General features: G+C 70.2%; 17 protein-coding genes. 13 read left to right on the top strand and 4 right to left on the bottom strand.

Translation table 11 applies throughout. From position 1 onward, the window contains the following. Positions 1–65: 65 nt before the first annotated feature. The gene (locus AC0KTA_RS08900) at positions 66–1,433 is read right to left on the bottom strand and encodes a D-arabinono-1,4-lactone oxidase (RefSeq protein ID WP_481054577.1); all 1,368 of its coding nucleotides are present in this window, start codon (positions 1,431–1,433) and stop codon (positions 66–68) included. Next, positions 1,345–2,631 (bottom strand): MFS transporter, encoded by a 1,287-nt coding sequence (locus AC0KTA_RS08895; RefSeq protein ID WP_481054576.1) that lies wholly within the window; start codon positions 2,629–2,631, stop codon positions 1,345–1,347. Before AC0KTA_RS08895 ends, AC0KTA_RS08900 begins: the two co-directional genes overlap by 89 nt. Positions 2,632–2,846: 215 nt before the next feature. Here AC0KTA_RS08895 and AC0KTA_RS08890 point away from each other — a divergent pair, with 215 nt between their 5' ends. Beyond that, on the top strand, positions 2,847–3,974 hold the full coding sequence (locus AC0KTA_RS08890) for a ferrochelatase (protein WP_481054575.1): 1,128 nt from the start codon (positions 2,847–2,849) through the stop codon (positions 3,972–3,974). A 31-nt stretch (positions 3,975–4,005) separates the two neighbouring features. Continuing rightward, positions 4,006–4,821 (top strand): inositol monophosphatase family protein, encoded by an 816-nt coding sequence (locus AC0KTA_RS08885; RefSeq protein WP_481054574.1) that lies wholly within the window; start codon positions 4,006–4,008, stop codon positions 4,819–4,821. A 220-nt stretch (positions 4,822–5,041) separates the two neighbouring features. On the opposite strand, the gene AC0KTA_RS08880 is transcribed toward AC0KTA_RS08885, so the two are convergent. Continuing rightward, entirely contained in the window at positions 5,042–5,215 is a 174-nt protein-coding gene (locus AC0KTA_RS08880) for a hypothetical protein (RefSeq protein WP_481054573.1), read from the bottom strand. 315 nt (positions 5,216–5,530) lie between these two features. Between AC0KTA_RS08880 and AC0KTA_RS08875 the strand changes: the two genes are divergently transcribed. The 4 genes from AC0KTA_RS08875 (at position 5,531) to AC0KTA_RS08860 (ending at position 9,206) form a co-directional block, all read left to right on the top strand. Next, entirely contained in the window at positions 5,531–6,184 is a 654-nt protein-coding gene (locus AC0KTA_RS08875) for a response regulator transcription factor (RefSeq protein ID WP_016639100.1), read from the top strand. Positions 6,185–6,188: 4 nt separating this feature from the next. After that, positions 6,189–7,475, top strand: a complete 1,287-nt coding sequence (locus tag AC0KTA_RS08870; RefSeq protein ID WP_481054572.1) for a sensor histidine kinase — start codon at positions 6,189–6,191, stop codon at positions 7,473–7,475. A 393-nt stretch (positions 7,476–7,868) separates the two neighbouring features. Further along, positions 7,869–8,165 carry a DUF4193 domain-containing protein gene (locus AC0KTA_RS08865; protein ID WP_003951337.1) on the top strand — a complete coding sequence of 99 codons (297 nt, stop codon included), beginning with the start codon at positions 7,869–7,871 and terminating at the stop codon, positions 8,163–8,165. 12 nt (positions 8,166–8,177) lie between these two features. Beyond that, positions 8,178–9,206 carry a hypothetical protein gene (locus AC0KTA_RS08860; protein ID WP_481054571.1) on the top strand — a complete coding sequence of 343 codons (1,029 nt, stop codon included), beginning with the start codon at positions 8,178–8,180 and terminating at the stop codon, positions 9,204–9,206. A gap of 186 nt (positions 9,207–9,392) precedes the next feature. Here AC0KTA_RS08860 and AC0KTA_RS08855 read toward each other — a convergent pair whose 3' ends face one another. After that, positions 9,393–9,839 carry a DUF3093 domain-containing protein gene (locus AC0KTA_RS08855; protein WP_481054570.1) on the bottom strand — a complete coding sequence of 149 codons (447 nt, stop codon included), beginning with the start codon at positions 9,837–9,839 and terminating at the stop codon, positions 9,393–9,395. Between the two features lie 58 nt (positions 9,840–9,897). Here AC0KTA_RS08855 and AC0KTA_RS08850 point away from each other — a divergent pair, with 58 nt between their 5' ends. The 7 genes from AC0KTA_RS08850 (at position 9,898) to AC0KTA_RS08820 (ending at position 16,758) form a co-directional block, all read left to right on the top strand. Then, positions 9,898–10,482 carry a PaaI family thioesterase gene (locus AC0KTA_RS08850; RefSeq protein WP_481054569.1) on the top strand — a complete coding sequence of 195 codons (585 nt, stop codon included), beginning with the start codon at positions 9,898–9,900 and terminating at the stop codon, positions 10,480–10,482. Next, positions 10,479–11,009: a dUTP diphosphatase gene (dut, locus tag AC0KTA_RS08845; RefSeq protein ID WP_481054568.1), complete on the top strand. Its 531-nt coding sequence runs from the start codon at positions 10,479–10,481 to the stop codon at positions 11,007–11,009. The genes AC0KTA_RS08850 and dut overlap by 4 nt, the downstream gene beginning before the upstream one ends. A 1-nt stretch (position 11,010) precedes the next feature. Continuing rightward, positions 11,011–11,778: a DUF3710 domain-containing protein gene (locus tag AC0KTA_RS08840; RefSeq protein WP_481054567.1), complete on the top strand. Its 768-nt coding sequence runs from the start codon at positions 11,011–11,013 to the stop codon at positions 11,776–11,778. 350 nt (positions 11,779–12,128) lie between these two features. Beyond that, positions 12,129–12,218 (top strand): K(+)-transporting ATPase subunit F, encoded by a 90-nt coding sequence (kdpF, locus tag AC0KTA_RS08835; RefSeq protein ID WP_033264828.1) that lies wholly within the window; start codon positions 12,129–12,131, stop codon positions 12,216–12,218. A gap of 8 nt (positions 12,219–12,226) precedes the next feature. Beyond that, entirely contained in the window at positions 12,227–13,891 is a 1,665-nt protein-coding gene (gene kdpA / locus AC0KTA_RS08830) for a potassium-transporting ATPase subunit KdpA (RefSeq protein WP_481054566.1), read from the top strand. Beyond that, positions 13,888–16,032: a potassium-transporting ATPase subunit KdpB gene (kdpB, locus tag AC0KTA_RS08825; protein ID WP_481054565.1), complete on the top strand. Its 2,145-nt coding sequence runs from the start codon at positions 13,888–13,890 to the stop codon at positions 16,030–16,032. The genes kdpA and kdpB overlap by 4 nt, the downstream gene beginning before the upstream one ends. A 6-nt stretch (positions 16,033–16,038) precedes the next feature. Then, positions 16,039–16,758, top strand: coding sequence for a potassium-transporting ATPase subunit C (locus AC0KTA_RS08820; RefSeq protein WP_481054564.1), 720 nt, complete (start codon positions 16,039–16,041; stop codon positions 16,756–16,758). Positions 16,759–16,769 lie beyond the last annotated feature (11 nt).

Below are 16,769 nucleotides of genomic sequence, written 5' to 3'. Positions count from 1 at the left end.
CAGTGACCCGGACCAATGGTCCGGAGCGGTGCCCCAGAGCAGCGATATCCGGCGTCCGCGCGGTGTCAGGCGCCGAGCACCCGCCGCAGATAGGGGTTGCCGAACAGGCGGTCCGGGTCGAGCCGGTCCCGCAGGGCGGTGAACTCGGCGAAGCGCGGATAGGCCTTGGCCAGGTACGCGGCGTCGCGGGTGTGGAGCTTGCCCCAATGGGGCCGCCCTTCGTGGGCGGTGAAGATCTGCTCCGCGGCGCTGAAGTACCTGCGGAACGGCGTGCCCTTGTACAGGTGGACGGCGATGTACGCGCTCTCGCGGCCCGAGGCCGTCGAGAGCGTGATGTCGTCCGCGGGCGCCGTGCGGACCTCCACGGGGAAGCTGACGCGCAGCGGTGACCGCTCGATCATCGACTTCAGTTCGCGCAGCGTCTCGACCAGGGCCTCGCGCGGGACGGCGTACTCCATCTCCACGAAGCGCACCCGGCGCGGGCTGGTGAAGACCTTGTAGGGGATGTCCGTGTAGGTGCGGGCGGACAGGGCCTTGCTGGAGATCTTCGCGATGGCGGGGATGGTGGCGGGCACGGCCCGGCCGAGCGAATTGACCACCTGGAAGAGGCCGTTGGAGAGGAGTTCGTCCTCTACGAAGGCGCTGATCGCGCTCGGGGGAGCGGCGGGGCCGACGCTGCGGTTGTTGCGCTTGGTGTTGCAGTTGCCGGTGTGCGGGAACCAGTAGAACTCGAAGTGTTCGTTCTCGGTGACGAGCTGGTCGAACTCGGCGGTGACCTGGTCGAAGGTCATCGGTTCCTCGCGGGCCCTGAGGAAGAAAATGGGCTCTACGGAGAACGTGACCGCGCTGATGACGCCGAGTGCGCCGAGCCCGATCCGGGCGGCGGCGAAGACGTCGGGATGCTCGTCCTTGGAGCAGGTCACGACGCGGCCGTCGGCGGTGACCAGCTCAAGTGCCGTGATCTGCGCGGCGATCGACGCCGAGTCGCGGCCCGTGCCGTGCGTCCCGGTGCTGACGGCTCCGGAGACCGTCTGCTCCATGATGTCGCCCATGTTCGTCAGCGACAGGCCCTCGCGGGCGAGGGCGGCGTTCAGACGCTTGAGCGGAGTGCCCGCCTCCACGGTCACGGCGCCGGCCGCGCGGTCGATCTTCCGGATACCGGTGAGGAGGTCGGGCCGCACCAGGAGGCCGTCGGTCGCGGCGGCCGCCGTGAAGGAGTGACCGGCGCCGACGGGCTTGACGGTCAGGCCGTCCTCCTTGGCGCGGCGGACGGCGGCGGCGAGTTCGTCCACCGAGGCGGGCGTGGCCTCGCGCGCGGGGCGCACGGCGACCGTGCCGGCCCAGTTACGCCAGGTCGCCGGCCTCTTCCCGCCGCTCGCTCGCGTTCCCGCCGGCGTCCCCGCTCCCGTTCCCCTGCCCGTTCCCGTGCTCATGGGTTCCTCCCCGTCGCGGAACCGGCCGCTGCAGCCGGCGATACCCCAGGAATCCCACCATCACCGCGACGGCCCCGGACACCCCCGGGACCGCGTACCCCGCGCGCGGCCCCCAGGCGTCGATGACCCAGCCGGCCGCCGAGGAGCCGAGCGCCACACCGACGGCGAGTCCCGTGCTGGTCCAGGTCATGCCCTCGGTGAGCTTCGCGCGTGGTACGTGCTGTTCGACGAGGGCCATCGTCGTGATCATCGTCGGCGCGATGGACAGGCCCGCGACGAAGAGCGCCGCGGCCAGAAACGGAAGGTTCCCGACCAGTTGAAGCGGGATCATACTCACGGCCATCGCGCAGACCCCCAGCAGCCAGCGGCGGGCGGGCGCCCCCTTGAAGTGCAGCAGCCCGAAGCCGACCCCCGCCGCGCACGAGCCGAGCGCGTAGACGGCGAGCACCAGGCTCGCGGCGCCCTTGTGGCCCTCTTCCTCGGCGAAGGCCACCGTGACGACGTCGACGGCGCCGAAGATCGCGCCGGTCGCGACGAACGTGGCGACGAGCACCTGCAGTCCGCCGGACCGCAACGCCGAGCCCCCGGTGTGGTGTTCGCGCGGATGCGGCACCGGCTCGGTGGCACGCTGCGAAGTCAGCCAGAAGACGCCCACGGCGAGAAAACAGCCCGCAAGGAGAGGCCCGGCTTCGGGGAACCACACCGTGGACAGGCCGATCGAGATGATCGGTCCGAAGATGAAGCAGATCTCGTCCACGACGGACTCGAAGGAGTACGCCGTGTGCAGCTGCCGAGTGTCGCGGTAGAGGGCCGCCCAGCGGGCGCGGACCATCGAGCCCACGCTCGGTACGCAGCCGACGAACGCGGCGCAGACGAACAGCGTCCAGTCCGGCGCCTCGAACTTCGCGGCGAGCAGCAGCCCCGTCACCGCGACCAGGGACACCAGCGTCGCGGGCCGGAGCACCCGCCGCTGCCCGTGCCGGTCCACGAGCCGGGAGATCTGCGGGCCGATCGCCGCGGCGGACAACGCGACGGTGGCCGACAGCGCGCCGGCGAGGCCGTACCGCCCGGTGAGCTGGGAGACCATCGTCACGATGCCGATGCCCATCATCGACAGCGGCATCCGCCCGAGGAAGCCCGCGACGGAGAACCCCTTGGAGCCTGGGGCGGCGAATATGGCGCGGTAGGGGCTCGGCACGTGGGACTCCGCGGGGGCGCCGGAGCGCTCGGCCAGCGGGCTCCGGTAAGGCGTGAAGATGGCCGATACAGCTTACGGGCCAGAGGGACCGAAGCGCACTGGTGTTTTTCGTGCGGCCGTACGGCGGTTGCACGGCAGCCGACAGCCAGCCGGCGGGCGGCAGTCGGCGGAAGGCGGTTTCCCCGCTGTCAGTGGCGGGTGGCAGGATCAAAGACATGTCCGAAGCGCTGGATCCCACTCCGTACGACGCCCTGCTGCTGCTCTCGTTCGGCGGCCCCGAAGGACCGGACGACGTCGTCCCGTTCCTGGAGAACGTGACGCGTGGCCGCGGCATCCCCAAGGAGCGCCTGAAGGAGGTGGGGCAGCACTACTTCCTCTTCGGCGGCGTGAGCCCCATCAACGACCAGAACCGCACCCTCCTGGACGCCCTGCGCAAGGACTTCGCGGAGCACGGCCTGGACCTGCCGGTGTACTGGGGCAATCGCAACTGGACGCCGTATCTGACGGACACCCTGCGCGATCTTGTCCGGGACGGCCGCCGCCGCGTCCTCGTCCTCGCCACCAGCGCGTACGCGTCGTACTCGGGCTGCAGGCAGTACCGCGAAGACCTCGCGGGCGCCCTCGCCACGCTCCGCGAGGAGGGCCTCGAACTGCCGCGCGTGGACAAGCTGCGGCACTACTTCAACCACCCCGGCTTCGTGCGCCCCGTGATCGACGGCGTCCTGAAGTCCCTGGCCGACCTCCCCGAAGAAGTGCGTGACGGCGCCCACCTGGCCTTCACGACGCACTCCATCCCCACCGCCGCGGCCGACACCTCCGGCCGGGTCGAGGACCACGGCGACGGCGGCGCCTATGTGAAGCAGCACCTGGACGTGGCCCGCCTCGTCGCCGACGCGGTGCGCGAGGAGACCGGCGCCGACCACCCCTGGCAGCTCGTCTACCAATCGCGCAGCGGCGCCCCGCACATCCCCTGGCTGGAGCCCGACATCTGCGACCACCTGGAGGAGCGGCACGCGGCCGGTGCCCCGGCCGTCGTCATGGTCCCGATCGGCTTCGTCTCGGACCACATGGAGGTGCTGTACGACCTCGACACCGAGGCCACGGCGAAGGCGGCGGAGCTGGGTCTGCCCGTGCGCCGTTCGGCCACCGTCGGCGCCGACCCGCGGTTCGCCGCCGCGGTCCGCGAGCTCGCCGTGGAGCGCGCCGCCGCCGAGAGCGGGCGCGCGGTGACGCCGTGCGCCCTGGGCGCGCTCGGCCCGAGCCACGACCTGTGCCCGGTGGGCTGCTGCCCGGCCCGCACCCCGAAGCCCGCGGCCGCGGGCGCCGACAGCCCGTACGTCTAGCGCGCGGCCCCCGCCCGCACCGAGGAGCACCGTGACCGACCCCGCCCTGCAGGACCGGCTCAAGGCCGAACTGCTCGCTGTCGCCCTGGAAGCCGCGAGCCGCGCCGGTGAGCTGCTGCGCGACGGCCGCCCGGCCGACCTCGGCGTCGCCGCGACCAAGAGCAGCGCCGTCGACGTCGTCACCGAGATGGACATCGCCTCCGAGAAGCTGATCGCGGACTTCTTCGCCGACCGCAGGCCCGGCGACGGCGTGCTCGGCGAGGAGGGCGCGAGCTCCGAGGGCACCAGCGGCGTCCAGTGGGTCATCGACCCCATCGACGGCACCGTGAACTACCTGTACGGCCGCCCGGACTGGGCGGTGTCGATCGCCGCCCGCAAGGACGGCGAGACCCTCGTCGGCGTCGTGCACGCGCCCGTGCGCGGCGAGACCTTCCGCGCGGTCCTCGGCCAGGGCGCGTACGTCGGCGACCGGCCCGCCCGGGTCCGCCCGGCGCCGCCGTTCGAGCAGGCGCTCATCGGCACCGGCTTCGGGTACGTCGCCGAGCGGCGGGCCCACCAGGCCGAGATCGCCCGGCACCTGCTGCCGCGCGTGCGGGACATCCGGCGCGGCGGCTCCGCGGCCATCGACCTGTGCGACGTGGCGGCGGGCCGCCTGGACGCGTACTACGAACGAGGCCTGAATCCCTGGGACTTCGCGGCCGGCGACCTCGTCGCCCGGGAGGCGGGCGCCCGCACCGGCGGCCGCCCCGGAGAGCCCCTCTCGGGCGAGCTGACGGTGGCGGGCCCGCCCGGCCTCTTCGAGCCGCTCCAGACGCTCCTCGACGACCTCGGCGCCTGGCACGACTGACCGGGAGCGCCGCGCCCGCACACGACGGGCTCCGCGCCCGCACACGACGGGCTCCCCGCCCGCACACGACGGGCTCCGCGCCCGCACACAGGGCCTGCACAGGGTCCGCACACGACAGAGCCCCGGCACCTCCTGGCGAGGTACCGGGGCCCTGCTGTGTCCAGATCCGCAGATCTGTCCAGACCGGACCGGACGCTGGAGACGTCCTGGTCAGGGGATGTCAGGAGGTCGGGGCTGCGACCTCCACGCCGTGCTCGGCCGCCAGGCGGTGAAGGTCTTCCAGCTCGGCCAGTTCGACCTCGGCAAGGAAGTCGTCACCTGTCTCGCGGGCCCGCGTGAGGTCGGACTCCGTGGCCTTTATGCGCTGCAGGAGACCTGCGGTGAATGCGTCCATGGTTGCGCCCCCTCGGCTGGGTCGTGGGTCGATGGCACGGGGGTGTGCCGTGGAGAAGGGGCGATCACGTCCGACGCCCGCTGCGTGAAGCAGGTCGTGGCGTGCCACATACGAAGCGTGATCGCGGGTGTAAGGCCGTCCTCCCCGCACCCTCTTCCACGGAAACCTCAACCGGACGAGAAAATCCCGCATTCCCGGGGCCCGGACCGCCTTACAGCCGGTTTATGGCCGAAAGGGGCAGGATGGAGGTCTCACTCCACGTAAAGATCTGCCCTGCCGCGACCGCGCGCGGGGCACAGAGGAAGGACAAACGACGTGCGCGTACTCGTCGTCGAGGACGAGCAACTGCTCGCCGATGCGGTGGCCACCGGACTGCGCCGGGAGGCCATGGCCGTCGACGTCGTGTACGACGGCGCGGCTGCCCTGGAGCGTATCGGGGTGAACGACTACGACGTGGTCGTCCTGGACCGCGACCTGCCCGTCGTCCACGGCGACGACGTCTGCCGCAAGATCGTCGAGCTCGGCATGCCGACCCGCGTCCTGATGCTCACCGCGTCCGGCGACGTCAGCGACCGCGTCGAGGGCCTGGAGATCGGCGCGGACGACTATCTCCCCAAGCCGTTCGCGTTCAGCGAGCTCACGGCCCGCGTGCGCGCCCTCGGGCGGCGCACCAGCGTGCCGCTGCCGCCCGTCCTGGAGCGCGCCGGCATCAAGCTCGACCCGAACCGCCGCGAGGTGTTCCGGGACGGCAAGGAGATCCAGCTCGCGCCCAAGGAGTTCGCGGTCCTGGAGGTGCTGCTGCGCAGCGAGGGCGCGGTGGTCTCCGCCGAGCAGCTCCTGGAGAAGGCCTGGGACGAGAACACGGACCCGTTCACGAACGTCGTCCGCGTGACCGTCATGACCCTGCGCCGCAAGCTCGGCGAGCCCGCCGTCATCGTGACCGTGCCGGGCTCCGGCTATCGGATCTGATCCGGTGGCCGCGACGCCGGCGCCCCCCACGGCGCCCCCGAAGCCGACGTGGGACCCGAGGAAGGTCGAGGCGCCCTTCCCGTGGCTGCGCCCCACCATCCGCATAAGGCTCACGCTGCTGTACGGCGGCATGTTCCTGATCGCGGGCATCCTGCTGCTCTCGATCATCTATCTGCTGGCCGCACAGGCGCTGAACGTGGGCAACGAACTGCCCTTCAAGATCGTCTCCGGCAAGGTGACCAGCGAGTCCTGCAACCTGCCCCAGTCGGCCTCGCCGAACGAGTTCAACCAGGCGATCAACGACTGCGTGAGCCAGCAGCGCCAGCACGCCCTGGACAACCTGCTCAGCCGCTCCCTGCTGGCCCTGCTCGGCCTCGCCGTCATCGCCTTCGCCTTCGGGTACGCGATGGCGGGCCGCGTCCTGTCCCCGCTCGGCCGCATCACGCGCACGGCCCGCAGGGTGGCCGGCACGGACCTGAGCCGCCGCATCGAACTGGACGGCCCCGACGACGAGTTGAAGGAGCTGTCGGACACCTTCGACGAGATGCTGGACCGCCTGGAGCGCGCCTTCACCGCCCAGCAGCGCTTTGTCGGCAACGCCTCGCACGAACTGCGCACCCCGCTCGCGATCAACCGCACGCTCCTCGAAGTGCACCTGTCCGACCCCGGCGCCCCCGTGGAGCTGCAGCAGCTCGGCAAGACGCTGCTCGCCACCAACGAGCGCAGCGAGCAGCTCGTGGAGGGCCTGCTGCTGCTCGCCCGCAGCGACAACCAGCTCGTCGAGCGCAAGCCCGTCGACCTCGCCGAGGTCGCCAACCGCGCGGTGGACCAGGCGCGGGCGGAGGCCGAGGAGAAGGGCGTCGAGATCCGCGGCGAGCGGGGCCTGGTGGTCGTCCAGGGCAACGGCGTCCTCCTGGAGCGCATCGCGCTGAACCTGGTGCAGAACGCGGTTCGCTACAACGTGAAGAGTGAAGAGGGGCAGGGCGAAGCCCTTCAGAACAAGGGCGGTGGCGGGAGACGGGAGGGCGGCTGGGTCGAGGTCACCACGGAGGCCCAGCACGGCCAGGCCGTCCTCGTGGTGACCAACACCGGACCCGTCGTGCCCGCGTACGAGATCGACAACCTCTTCGAGCCCTTCCGCAGGCTCCGCACGGAGCGCACCGGCAGCGACAAGGGTGTGGGACTCGGCCTGTCCATCGCCCGGTCGGTGGCGCGCGCCCACGGGGGCCGTATCATCGCGGAGCCGCGCGAGGGGGGTGGGCTCGTGATGCGAGTCACCCTGCCGATCTGAGATGCTGCCGCGGAAGCGCCAGGATGTTCGCTTTGCGCGGAATTTTCGGGACCTGTTCTCCGAAGATTCCTGTGTGATCGATCACAGAGGCGATTTTTCGGCCATCTACTCTCCGTGACCATCGAAGTCGCCGGAAAGCCGGGAAAATCCGGGTTTTCGGGGGTCTTGATCACGGGAAGTACACGGGGTGGCGCCCGTGAAGTGCGACATTCGGACCGTGTACGGTCCCGATCGCCATCCAAACCGATCACCTCTTCAGGGGTGCGGTTGGGTGTCGATTGAGTAACAGACCTTGATGTGAGGCAAAATCTCCGCCTCAGGTCGGGCACAAGTCCGGCCTCTCACGCGTTACGTGCGCTGAGACACCGCAGACACCCAGAGGGGGAGAGCGACATGGCAACGGACTACGACACCCCACGCAAGACCGATGACGACCTCAACGAGGACAGCATCGAGGAACTCAAGGCGAGGCGGAACGACAAGTCGACCTCGACCGTCGACGTCGACGAGTTCGAGGCCGCCGAGGGCCTCGAGCTCCCCGGCGCCGACCTGTCCAACGAGGAGCTCGCCGTGCGCGTGCTCCCCAAGCAGCAGGACGAGTTCACCTGCATGAGCTGCTTCCTGGTGCACCACCGCAGCCAGCTGGCCAGGGAGAAGAACGGCCAGCCCATCTGCCGCGACTGCGACTGAGCAGGGTCGGCCGTGACAGGCTCGACCCCGCCCAGGAAGCACCGCTTCCAGGACCAGGAAGCGGACGCTGACGTGCCCGAGCGCGCGTCGGACGACGAGCGGGGCCCTGAGGCCTCGCTCGAGTCGGCCGGCGCGGCAGAGCGGGGCGACGGCGCCGCGGGGGCGCACAAGGCCGCCGAGGCGGCGTTCGCGGCGGTCCCCGCGCTGGTGCACGGTTCCGCACCTGCCGTGCCTCAGACGTCCGCTCTCGAAGCGGCGGACGCCCTGCGGTACGGGGACGGCACGGCGGCGGAAGACCAGGGCCCCTCGACCAGGGGCCGTCGGTTCACCGCCGTCACGAACGGATTGAAGAACGGGGCGCGCCGCGGTGGGCGCGGCGCCAAGGCGGGTATCGGCTATCTCGCCGACAGAATCATCGAGAACGCACCGCGGGTGCCCGTCCGCGATCTGGCGACCCTCCGCAAGCAGTTCCCGGGCCTCGGCCCCGAGCAGCTCGCGGACAAGCTCATCGCGGGCGCGGCCAACGCGTCCTCCACGGTGGGCGCCGGAGTCGGCGCGGCGGCGATGCTGCCCGTGCCGCCCGCGATGCCCGCCGAGCTCGCCGCCGAGATCACCGGCGTCGCGGCCATAGAGCTGAAGCTGATCGCCGAGCTGCACGAGGTCTACGGGCGACGGCCCGAGGGCAACCTCAAGGAGCGCAGCACGGCCTATCTGCGCGCCTGGACCGACGAGCGCGGTATCGACGTGGTCAAGCCCGCGTCGATCAACGCGGCCCTCGGCAGCCAGATGAAACGGGAACTGCGGCAGCAGATCATGAAGCGCATGGTGCGGAATCTGCCGAACCTGCTGCCCTTCATGGTGGGCGCGGCCGTCGGCGCCGTGATGAACCGCCGGGACACCAAGAAGCTCGCCGAGCGGGTGCGGGGCGACTTGCGTCGGGCTCAGGTGCCGTGGGATGCGCTCGTCGGCCTGCCTCCGCTGGAGGCGCCCGTCGACCCGCTGCATCTGGGGCAGCGGCAGCCCAAGGAGCTCGGGGGCTAGGTTCTTCGCCTGCGGCGAGGGCCGGCCATGAGGCAACTCTGGTCGGTTTGGCACCGCCGGGCTGCGGCGTTGGGGCCGAGCGCCGTTGCGGCGGGAAATGATCTCGGCTCCGCCGTCGAGGGACGCGATCGCGGCTCTGCCGCCGAGGGACGCAGGGCGTTACGCCCGCCGAGGGCCTCGGGGGAGCTACGCCGCGCGCACCGCGTTCAGCGCCGCCGCAAGGGCCTCGGGGTTCCGGGTCGACACGTACACGTACGGAGTGGGGTCCTCGGGATCCGTGACCTCCACCCGCAGGGCCGTCGGGATGTAGCTGCGCAGCACCATGAACGCGCGCGGGTCCGCCTTGTGGGTGCGCCAGGCGCGGGCCTCGGTCTCGTCCAGGGGCTCGGCCTCGCCCAGGGCCGTCACCGGGATCTTCGCGTCGCCGGCGACCAGGGAGCCCGCCACGACGCGGATCCGCACCGAGCCGTACGCGCTGGTGAGGACCGCCGCGAACGCCGTCCCGCCGACCAGGCCGCCCAGGAACGGCAGCGTGCCGAACGGGAGCATCGTCAGGCCCGCCGCGACGCCGACGAGGACCGAGACGAGCCACCACGAACGGGGCGCGGTCAGGCGTTCTTCGTAAGGCTGCATGAACCCAAGCTTGGCATGGTGCGCGACGGCCGCTGACGCGGAGGTAAGGTCTGCGCCTGTGAGTGGTACATCAGCAGCTCTGACGCCTCCGGCGGACGCCATACCGCCCGTCCGCCACCCGGACGCGCCCGCGCCCGGCGAGCTCATCGGCGCGCACTACGAACACTGCTTCGGATGCGGGGCGGGACAGACCCACGGGCTGCACCTGGAGGCGCGGGCCGGCGAAGGCGTCGCCATCACCGCCGAGTTCACCGTGCGCGAGGCGCACCAGGGCGCTCCGGGCCTCGCCCACGGCGGCGTGCTGGCCAGCGCGCTGGACGAGACGCTCGGCTCCCTGAACTGGCTGCTGCGGGTGATCGCGGTGACCGGCCGGCTCGAGACGGACTTCGCGCGGCCGGTTCCGGTCGGCACCGTCCTCTTCCTGGAGGCCGAGGTGACCGCCGTGGCCGGCCGGAAGATCTACTCCACCGCCACCGGGCGCATCGGCGGACCCGACGGTCCCGTCGCCGTGCGTGCCGACGCCCTCTTCATCGAGGTCAAGGTGGACCACTTCATCGACAACGGCCGCCCGCAGGAGATCCGTGCGGCCATGAACGACCCGGACCAGATCCGGCGCGCCCGCGCCTTCGAGGTGAACCCGTGACCCACCCTGCCCCTCTGGACGTGCTGATCCGGCGCGTCGACCCCGACGTACCGCTGCCGACGTACGCGCAACCCGGCGATGCCGGTGCCGATGTGCGGACGACCGAAGCCTGCGAGCTCGCGCCCGGTGAACGGGCGGTGCTGCCGACCGGGGTTTCCATCGCGCTGCCCGAGGGGTACGCGGCCTTCGTGCACCCCCGGTCGGGCCTCGCCGCCCGCTGCGGTGTCGCCATGGTGAATGCCCCGGGGACGATTGATGCCGGGTACCGTGGGGAGATCAAGGTGATCGTGGTGAATCTCGACCCGCGCGAGAGCGTGCGGTTCGAGCGCTTCGACCGGATTGCCCAACTGGTTGTCCAACAGGTCGAGAAGGTGCGCTTCCAGGAGGTGGCGGAGCTTCCCGGCTCGGTGCGGGCCGAGGGGGGATTCGGGTCCACCGGAGGCCATGCCGCCGTGGGCGTCAGCGCGGGTCAACAAACGGGTGGGAATCGATACGCGTCGGTCGTATCCGACCGGGAAGGACAGTGACGTGTTCGGACGTCGCAAGAAGAGCAGTGCCGCCGAGGACGCGGCGGGCGAGGCCGAGCAGGTCGTCGACGGCACCGGGAACGAGGACGGCGAAGAGGCCGAGCCGCAGCGGGTGAGGCTGGAGCCGGAGCCGCGCCCCGATGGTCCCTGGGATGTCTCCGAGGTGCCGGGCGATCCCGGCGAGGGCCGGGTGGACCTGGGCGGCCTCTTCGTGCCGGGCGTGGAGGGCATGGAGCTGCGGGTCGAGGTCGCCGGCGACGCGATCGTCGCGGCCACCGTCGTGCTCCAGGACAGCGCCATCCAGCTCCAGGGCTTCGCCGCCCCCAAGCGCGAGGGCATCTGGGGCGAGGTCCGCGAGGAGATCGCCTCCGGCATCACGCAGCAGGGCGGTGTCATCGACGAGGTCGAGGGCCCGCTCGGCTGGGAGCTGCGGGCGCAGGTGCCGGTGCAGCTTCCGGACGGCACAGGTGGCTTCCAGGTGGTCAGGTTCGTGGGCGTGGACGGTCCGCGGTGGTTCCTGCGCGGCGTGATCTCCGGCCAGGGGGCCGTGCAGCCGCAGGCGGCTGGCCTGCTCGAGCAGATCTTCCGGGACACGGTCGTGGTCCGCGGCGAGGGCCCGATGGCTCCGCGCGACCCGATCGTGCTGAAGCTGCCCGACGACGCCCAGATGGTGCCCGAGGGCGTCCAGCAGGAGGACCAGGAGACCTCCCGGTTCTCCGGTAGCATGGGCCAGCTCGCGCGCGGGCCGGAAATCACCGAAGTGCGCTGACATTCCGGCCGCGGCCGGGTCCGGCCGGGCCGCCCGAGAGGCGCCCGATCGATGGGCCGAGCCGGGCGAATAAGTTGCAGGCCGATGGGCCGCACTCCCTTATGGGGGGTGCGGCCCATCCGTGTTTTCCCAGGTTGAAACGGGGCGCGTAAGAGAGTCGTCAACGCGGCGCCAAAGCCCGTATGGGAGGCGTCAACGGCGATCGAAACCCGCCGGCGAAGCGGTTTCCTCAACACGTCAGTAATTCCGAATCTCATCTAGGAGCACACGATGGCCGACGTGGCCTTCGTCGTCACCACGATCGCGGTCTTCGCGTTGGTGGCACTCGTCGCCAAGGGGGTGGCGAAGCTGTGACCGCCGAAAACATCGTCGGCCTCGTCGTGGCCGTCGCCCTGCTGGGCTATCTCGTCCTCGCCCTTGTGTTCCCGGAGAGGTTCTGAGTCAAGAAATGAGTCCCGTCCTCGCTGGTGTGCTCCAGCTGCTCGCGCTCATCGCCGCGCTGGCCCTCGCATACCGTCCGCTCGGCGACTACATGGCCAAGGTCTACTCCTCCGACAAGCATCTGCGCGTCGAGAAGTGGATCTACAAGGGCATTGGTGCCAACCCCAACACCGAGATGCGCTGGCCCGCCTATCTGCGCGGCGTCCTCGCGTTCTCCGCGGTCGGCGTGCTGTTCCTGTACCTGCTGCAGCGGCTGCAGGGCTCGCTGCCGGGCTCGCTCGGCTTCAAGGCCATCGACCCGGACCAGGCGTTCAACACCGCCGCCTCGTTCACCGCCAACACCAACTGGCAGTCGTACTCCGGCGAGCAGGCCATGGGCCACGTCGTGCAGACCGGCGGCCTCGCGGTGCAGAACTTCGTCTCGGCCGCCGTCGGCATCGCCGTCGCCGTGGCGCTGGTGCGCGGCTTCGCGCGCTCGCGCACCGGTGAACTCGGCAACTTCTGGGCCGACCTGGTGCGTGGTGTCGTACGCATTCTGATCCCGCTCTCGGTCATCGGCGCGATCGTGCTTGTCGCCTGTGGCGCGATCCAGAACTTCTCCGGCATCCACGGGGTCGGTCAGTTCATGGGCGGCGAGCAGCAGTGGAACGGCGGCGCGGTCGCCTCCCAGGAAGTCATCAAGGAGCTGGGCACGAACGGTGGCGGTTACTTCAACGCCAACTCCGCCCACCCCTTCGAGAACCCGAATCCGATCTCGAACCTTTTTGAGATCTTCCTGATCCTGGTGATCCCGTTCGCCCTGACGCGGACGTTCGGCAAGATGGTCGGCTCGGTCAAGCAGGGCTACGCGATCCTCGCCACGATGGCGACGATCTGGCTCGGCTTCATTGCGTTGATGATGTGGACCGAGTTCCACCACGGCGGCCCGGCGTTCGACCTGGCCGGCGGCGCCATGGAGGGCAAGGAGACCCGCTTCGGCATCGGCGGCTCCGCGATCTTCTCGGTGTCCACCACGCTCACCTCGACCGGCGCGGTGAACTCCTTCCACTCCTCCAACACCGGCTTCGGCGGCGGCATCAACCTCCTGGGCATGCAGCTCGGCGAGATCGCGCCCGGTGGTGTCGGTTCCGGTCTCTACGGCATGCTCATCATGGCGATCATCGCGGTGTTCATCGCGGGTCTCATGGTCGGCCGTACGCCGGAGTACCTGGGCAAGAAGATCGGCACCCGTGAGATCAAGCTCGCGGCCTGCTACATCCTCGTCACGCCCGCGCTCGTCCTCGGCTTCACCGGCGCCTCGATGGCGATGGACACGCCGAAGAACTCGATGACCAACAGCGGCGCCCACGGATTCTCCGAGATCCTCTACGCCTTCACCTCCGGCGCCAACAACAACGGCTCGGCCTTCGCGGGTCTGAACGCGGACACGCAGTGGTTCAACACCACGATCGGTCTCGCGATGCTGCTCGGCCGGTTCCTGCCGATGGTGTTCGTCCTCGCGCTCGCCGGTTCGCTGGCCGAGCAGAAGCCGATCCCGGCCACGGCGGGCACCCTCCGTACCGAGAAGCCGCTGTTCACGGGCCTGCTGGTCGGCACCATCATGATCATTACCGGTCTGACGTACTTCCCGGCGCTCGCGCTCGGGCCCCTCGCAGAGGGTCTCGCGTCATGACCACCGACACCAGGAAGCAAGAGGAGCCCGGCTCCATGTCCACCGCTACTCCCACGCGTGCGCCGCACCAGGATGTGCCCACCGGGCACAAGCCCGAGGACGGCAAGGTCGGCGGCGGTCTGTTCGACCCCAAGCAGCTGCTGAAGTCGTTCCCGGACGCCATCAGGAAGCTCGACCCGCGGGTGATGATCAAGTCCCCCGTGATGTTCGTGGTCCTGATCGGCTCGGTGCTCACCACCGTGCTGGCCGTCAAGGACCCGGGCGACTGGTTCGGCTGGGCGATCGCCGCGTGGCTGTGGCTGACCACCATCTTCGCGAACCTCGCGGAGGCGGTGGCCGAGGGCCGCGGCAAGGCCCAGGCCGACACGCTGCGCAAGGCCAAGACGGACACGGTCGCGCGCCGGCTCTCCGCCGACGGCAGGACCGAGGAGCAGGTGCCCGGCACCGAACTCAAGATCGGTGACCTGGTCGTCTGCGAGGCGGGCGACGTGATCCCGGGCGACGGCGACGTCGTCGAGGGGGTCGCGAGCGTCGACGAGTCGGCGATCACCGGTGAGTCCGCGCCGGTCATCCGTGAGTCCGGCGGCGACCGCTCGGCCGTCACCGGCGGTACGAAGGTCCTCTCCGACCGCGTCGTCATCAAGATCACGACGAAGCCCGGCGAGACCTTCATCGACCGGATGATCAACCTGGTCGAGGGCGCGGCCCGGCAGAAGACGCCCAACGAGATCGCGCTGAACATCCTGCTCGCCTCGCTGACCATCGTCTTCCTGCTCGCGGTCGTCACGCTGCAGCCGTTCGCGGTGTACGCGGGCGCCGAGCAGTCCATGATCGTACTGGCCGCCCTGCTGGTCTGTCTGATCCCGACGACCATCGGCGCGCTGCTCTCCGCGATCGGCATCGCGGGCATGGACCGCCTGGTGCAGCGCAACGTCCTCGCGATGTCCGGCCGTGCGGTGGAAGCCGCCGGTGACGTCTCGACGCTGCTGCTCGACAAGACCGGCACCATCACGCTCGGCAACCGCCAGGCCGCCGAGTTCGTGCCGGTGCGCGGCACCACCGAGGCCGAGGTGGCGGACGCCGCCCAGCTGTCCTCGCTGGCCGACGAGACGCCCGAGGGCCGCTCGATCGTCGTCCTCGCCAAGGAGAAGTACGGCCTGCGCGAGCGCCACCAGGGCGAGCTGACCGGCGCCGAGTGGGTCGCCTTCACTGCCCAGACCCGCATGTCGGGTGTGGACGTGGACGGCCGCAAGGTGCGCAAGGGCGCGACCGGTTCGGTCGTCGCCTGGGTCGAGGAGCGCGGCGGCACCGTCACGCCCGAGGCCCAGGAGCTCACCGACAAGATCTCGCAGGCGGGCGGCACGCCGCTGCTCGTCGCCCTGGAGGACACCGACGGCGCCCGCGTCCTGGGCGTCATCCACCTCAAGGACGTCGTCAAGGAGGGCATGCGGGAGCGGTTCGACGAGCTGCGCCGCATGGGCATCAAGACCGTCATGATCACGGGTGACAACCCGCTGACGGCCAAGGCGATCGCCGACGAGGCGGGCGTGGACGACTTCCTCGCGGAGGCCACGCCCGAGGACAAGATGGCGCTCATCAAGCGCGAGCAGGCCGGCGGCAAGCTCGTCGCGATGACGGGTGACGGCACCAACGACGCCCCCGCGCTCGCGCAGGCCGACGTCGGCGTGGCCATGAACACCGGCACCTCGGCCGCCAAGGAGGCCGGGAACATGGTGGACCTGGACTCCAACCCGACCAAGCTCATCGAGATCGTGGAGATCGGCAAACAGTTGCTGATCACCCGTGGCGCCCTGACGACCTTCTCGATCGCCAACGACGTCGCGAAGTACTTCGCGATCATCCCGGCGATGTTCGCGGTGGTCTACCCGGGCCTGGACAAGCTCAACATCATGGACCTGTCCAGCCCCAAGTCGGCGATCCTGTCGGCCGTCATCTTCAACGCCCTGATCATCGTGGCCCTGGTGCCGCTTGCCCTGAAGGGCGTGCAGTACCGGCCGATGAGCGCGGACCGGATGCTGCGGCGCAACATCGGGATCTACGGCCTGGGCGGGCTCGTCGCCCCGTTCATCGGCATCAAGATCATCGACCTGCTCATCTCCCTGATCCCCGGTATTGGGTGACCTGAAATGAACAACTCCGTAGGAAACACCGCCAGGTTGCTCGGGGCCGGACTGCGGGCCCTGCTCGTACTCACCGTGATCTGCGGCGTGATCTACCCGCTCGCCGTGACCGGTGTCGCCCAGGCCCTGTTCAACAACAAGGCCAACGGCTCCGAGATCAAGGACGGCGGCAAGGTCGTCGGCTCCGAGCTCATCGGGCAGCGGTACGACCTGCCGCTGAAGAAGGGCCAGGAGACCCCGGAGCCGGACCTGAAGTGGTTCCAGCCCCGGCCGTCCAACGGGCTCGGCACGAACAGCGTGAACACGCAGTACAAGCTGATCCTCTCGGGCGCGACCAACCTCGCGGGCGACTCCGGCTCCATGAAGAAGGGCGACACGGAGGTCTGCGACCCCAAGGCCGAGGAAGGCCTGTGTGCCCAGGTCAGGGCCGCGCGGGACGCCGTCATCAAGGACAACTCGACGGCGGACCACAAGGTCAGGCCCTCGGACATCCCGGCGGAGGCCGTGACGTCCTCGGGCTCGGGCCTCGACCCGCACATCTCCCCGAAGTACGCCGACCTCCAGGTCCACCGCATCGCGGAGAAGAACGGCCTGGACGTCAAGCAGGTGGAGAAGCTGGTCGACGACCACACCGACGGCCGCATCCTCGGCTTCATGGGGGAGCCCCGGGTGAACGTCCTCAAGCTCAACATCGCGCTGAAGCACCTGGTGGCGGAGAAGGGCTGACCTTCCTCTCC

This window comes from Streptomyces sp. Y309 (assembly GCF_056712025.1).
Note: the sequence above shows the minus strand (reverse complement) of the source record. Positions and strands in the feature narration are given on the sequence as shown.

Coding starts and splice junctions, on each gene's coding strand:
- AC0KTA_RS08900 (WP_481054577.1), bottom strand. CDS start 1,433: ATGAGCACGGGAACGGGCAGGGGAACGGGAGCGGGGACGCCGGCGGGA.
- AC0KTA_RS08890 (WP_481054575.1), top strand. CDS start 2,847: ATGTCCGAAGCGCTGGATCCCACTCCGTACGACGCCCTGCTGCTGCTC.
- AC0KTA_RS08880 (WP_481054573.1), bottom strand. CDS start 5,215: ATGGACGCATTCACCGCAGGTCTCCTGCAGCGCATAAAGGCCACGGAG.
- AC0KTA_RS08865 (WP_003951337.1), top strand. CDS start 7,869: ATGGCAACGGACTACGACACCCCACGCAAGACCGATGACGACCTCAAC.
- AC0KTA_RS08855 (WP_481054570.1), bottom strand. CDS start 9,839: ATGCAGCCTTACGAAGAACGCCTGACCGCGCCCCGTTCGTGGTGGCTC.
- kdpA (WP_481054566.1), top strand. CDS start 12,227: ATGAGTCCCGTCCTCGCTGGTGTGCTCCAGCTGCTCGCGCTCATCGCC.
- kdpB (WP_481054565.1), top strand. CDS start 13,888: ATGACCACCGACACCAGGAAGCAAGAGGAGCCCGGCTCCATGTCCACC.
- AC0KTA_RS08820 (WP_481054564.1), top strand. CDS start 16,039: ATGAACAACTCCGTAGGAAACACCGCCAGGTTGCTCGGGGCCGGACTG.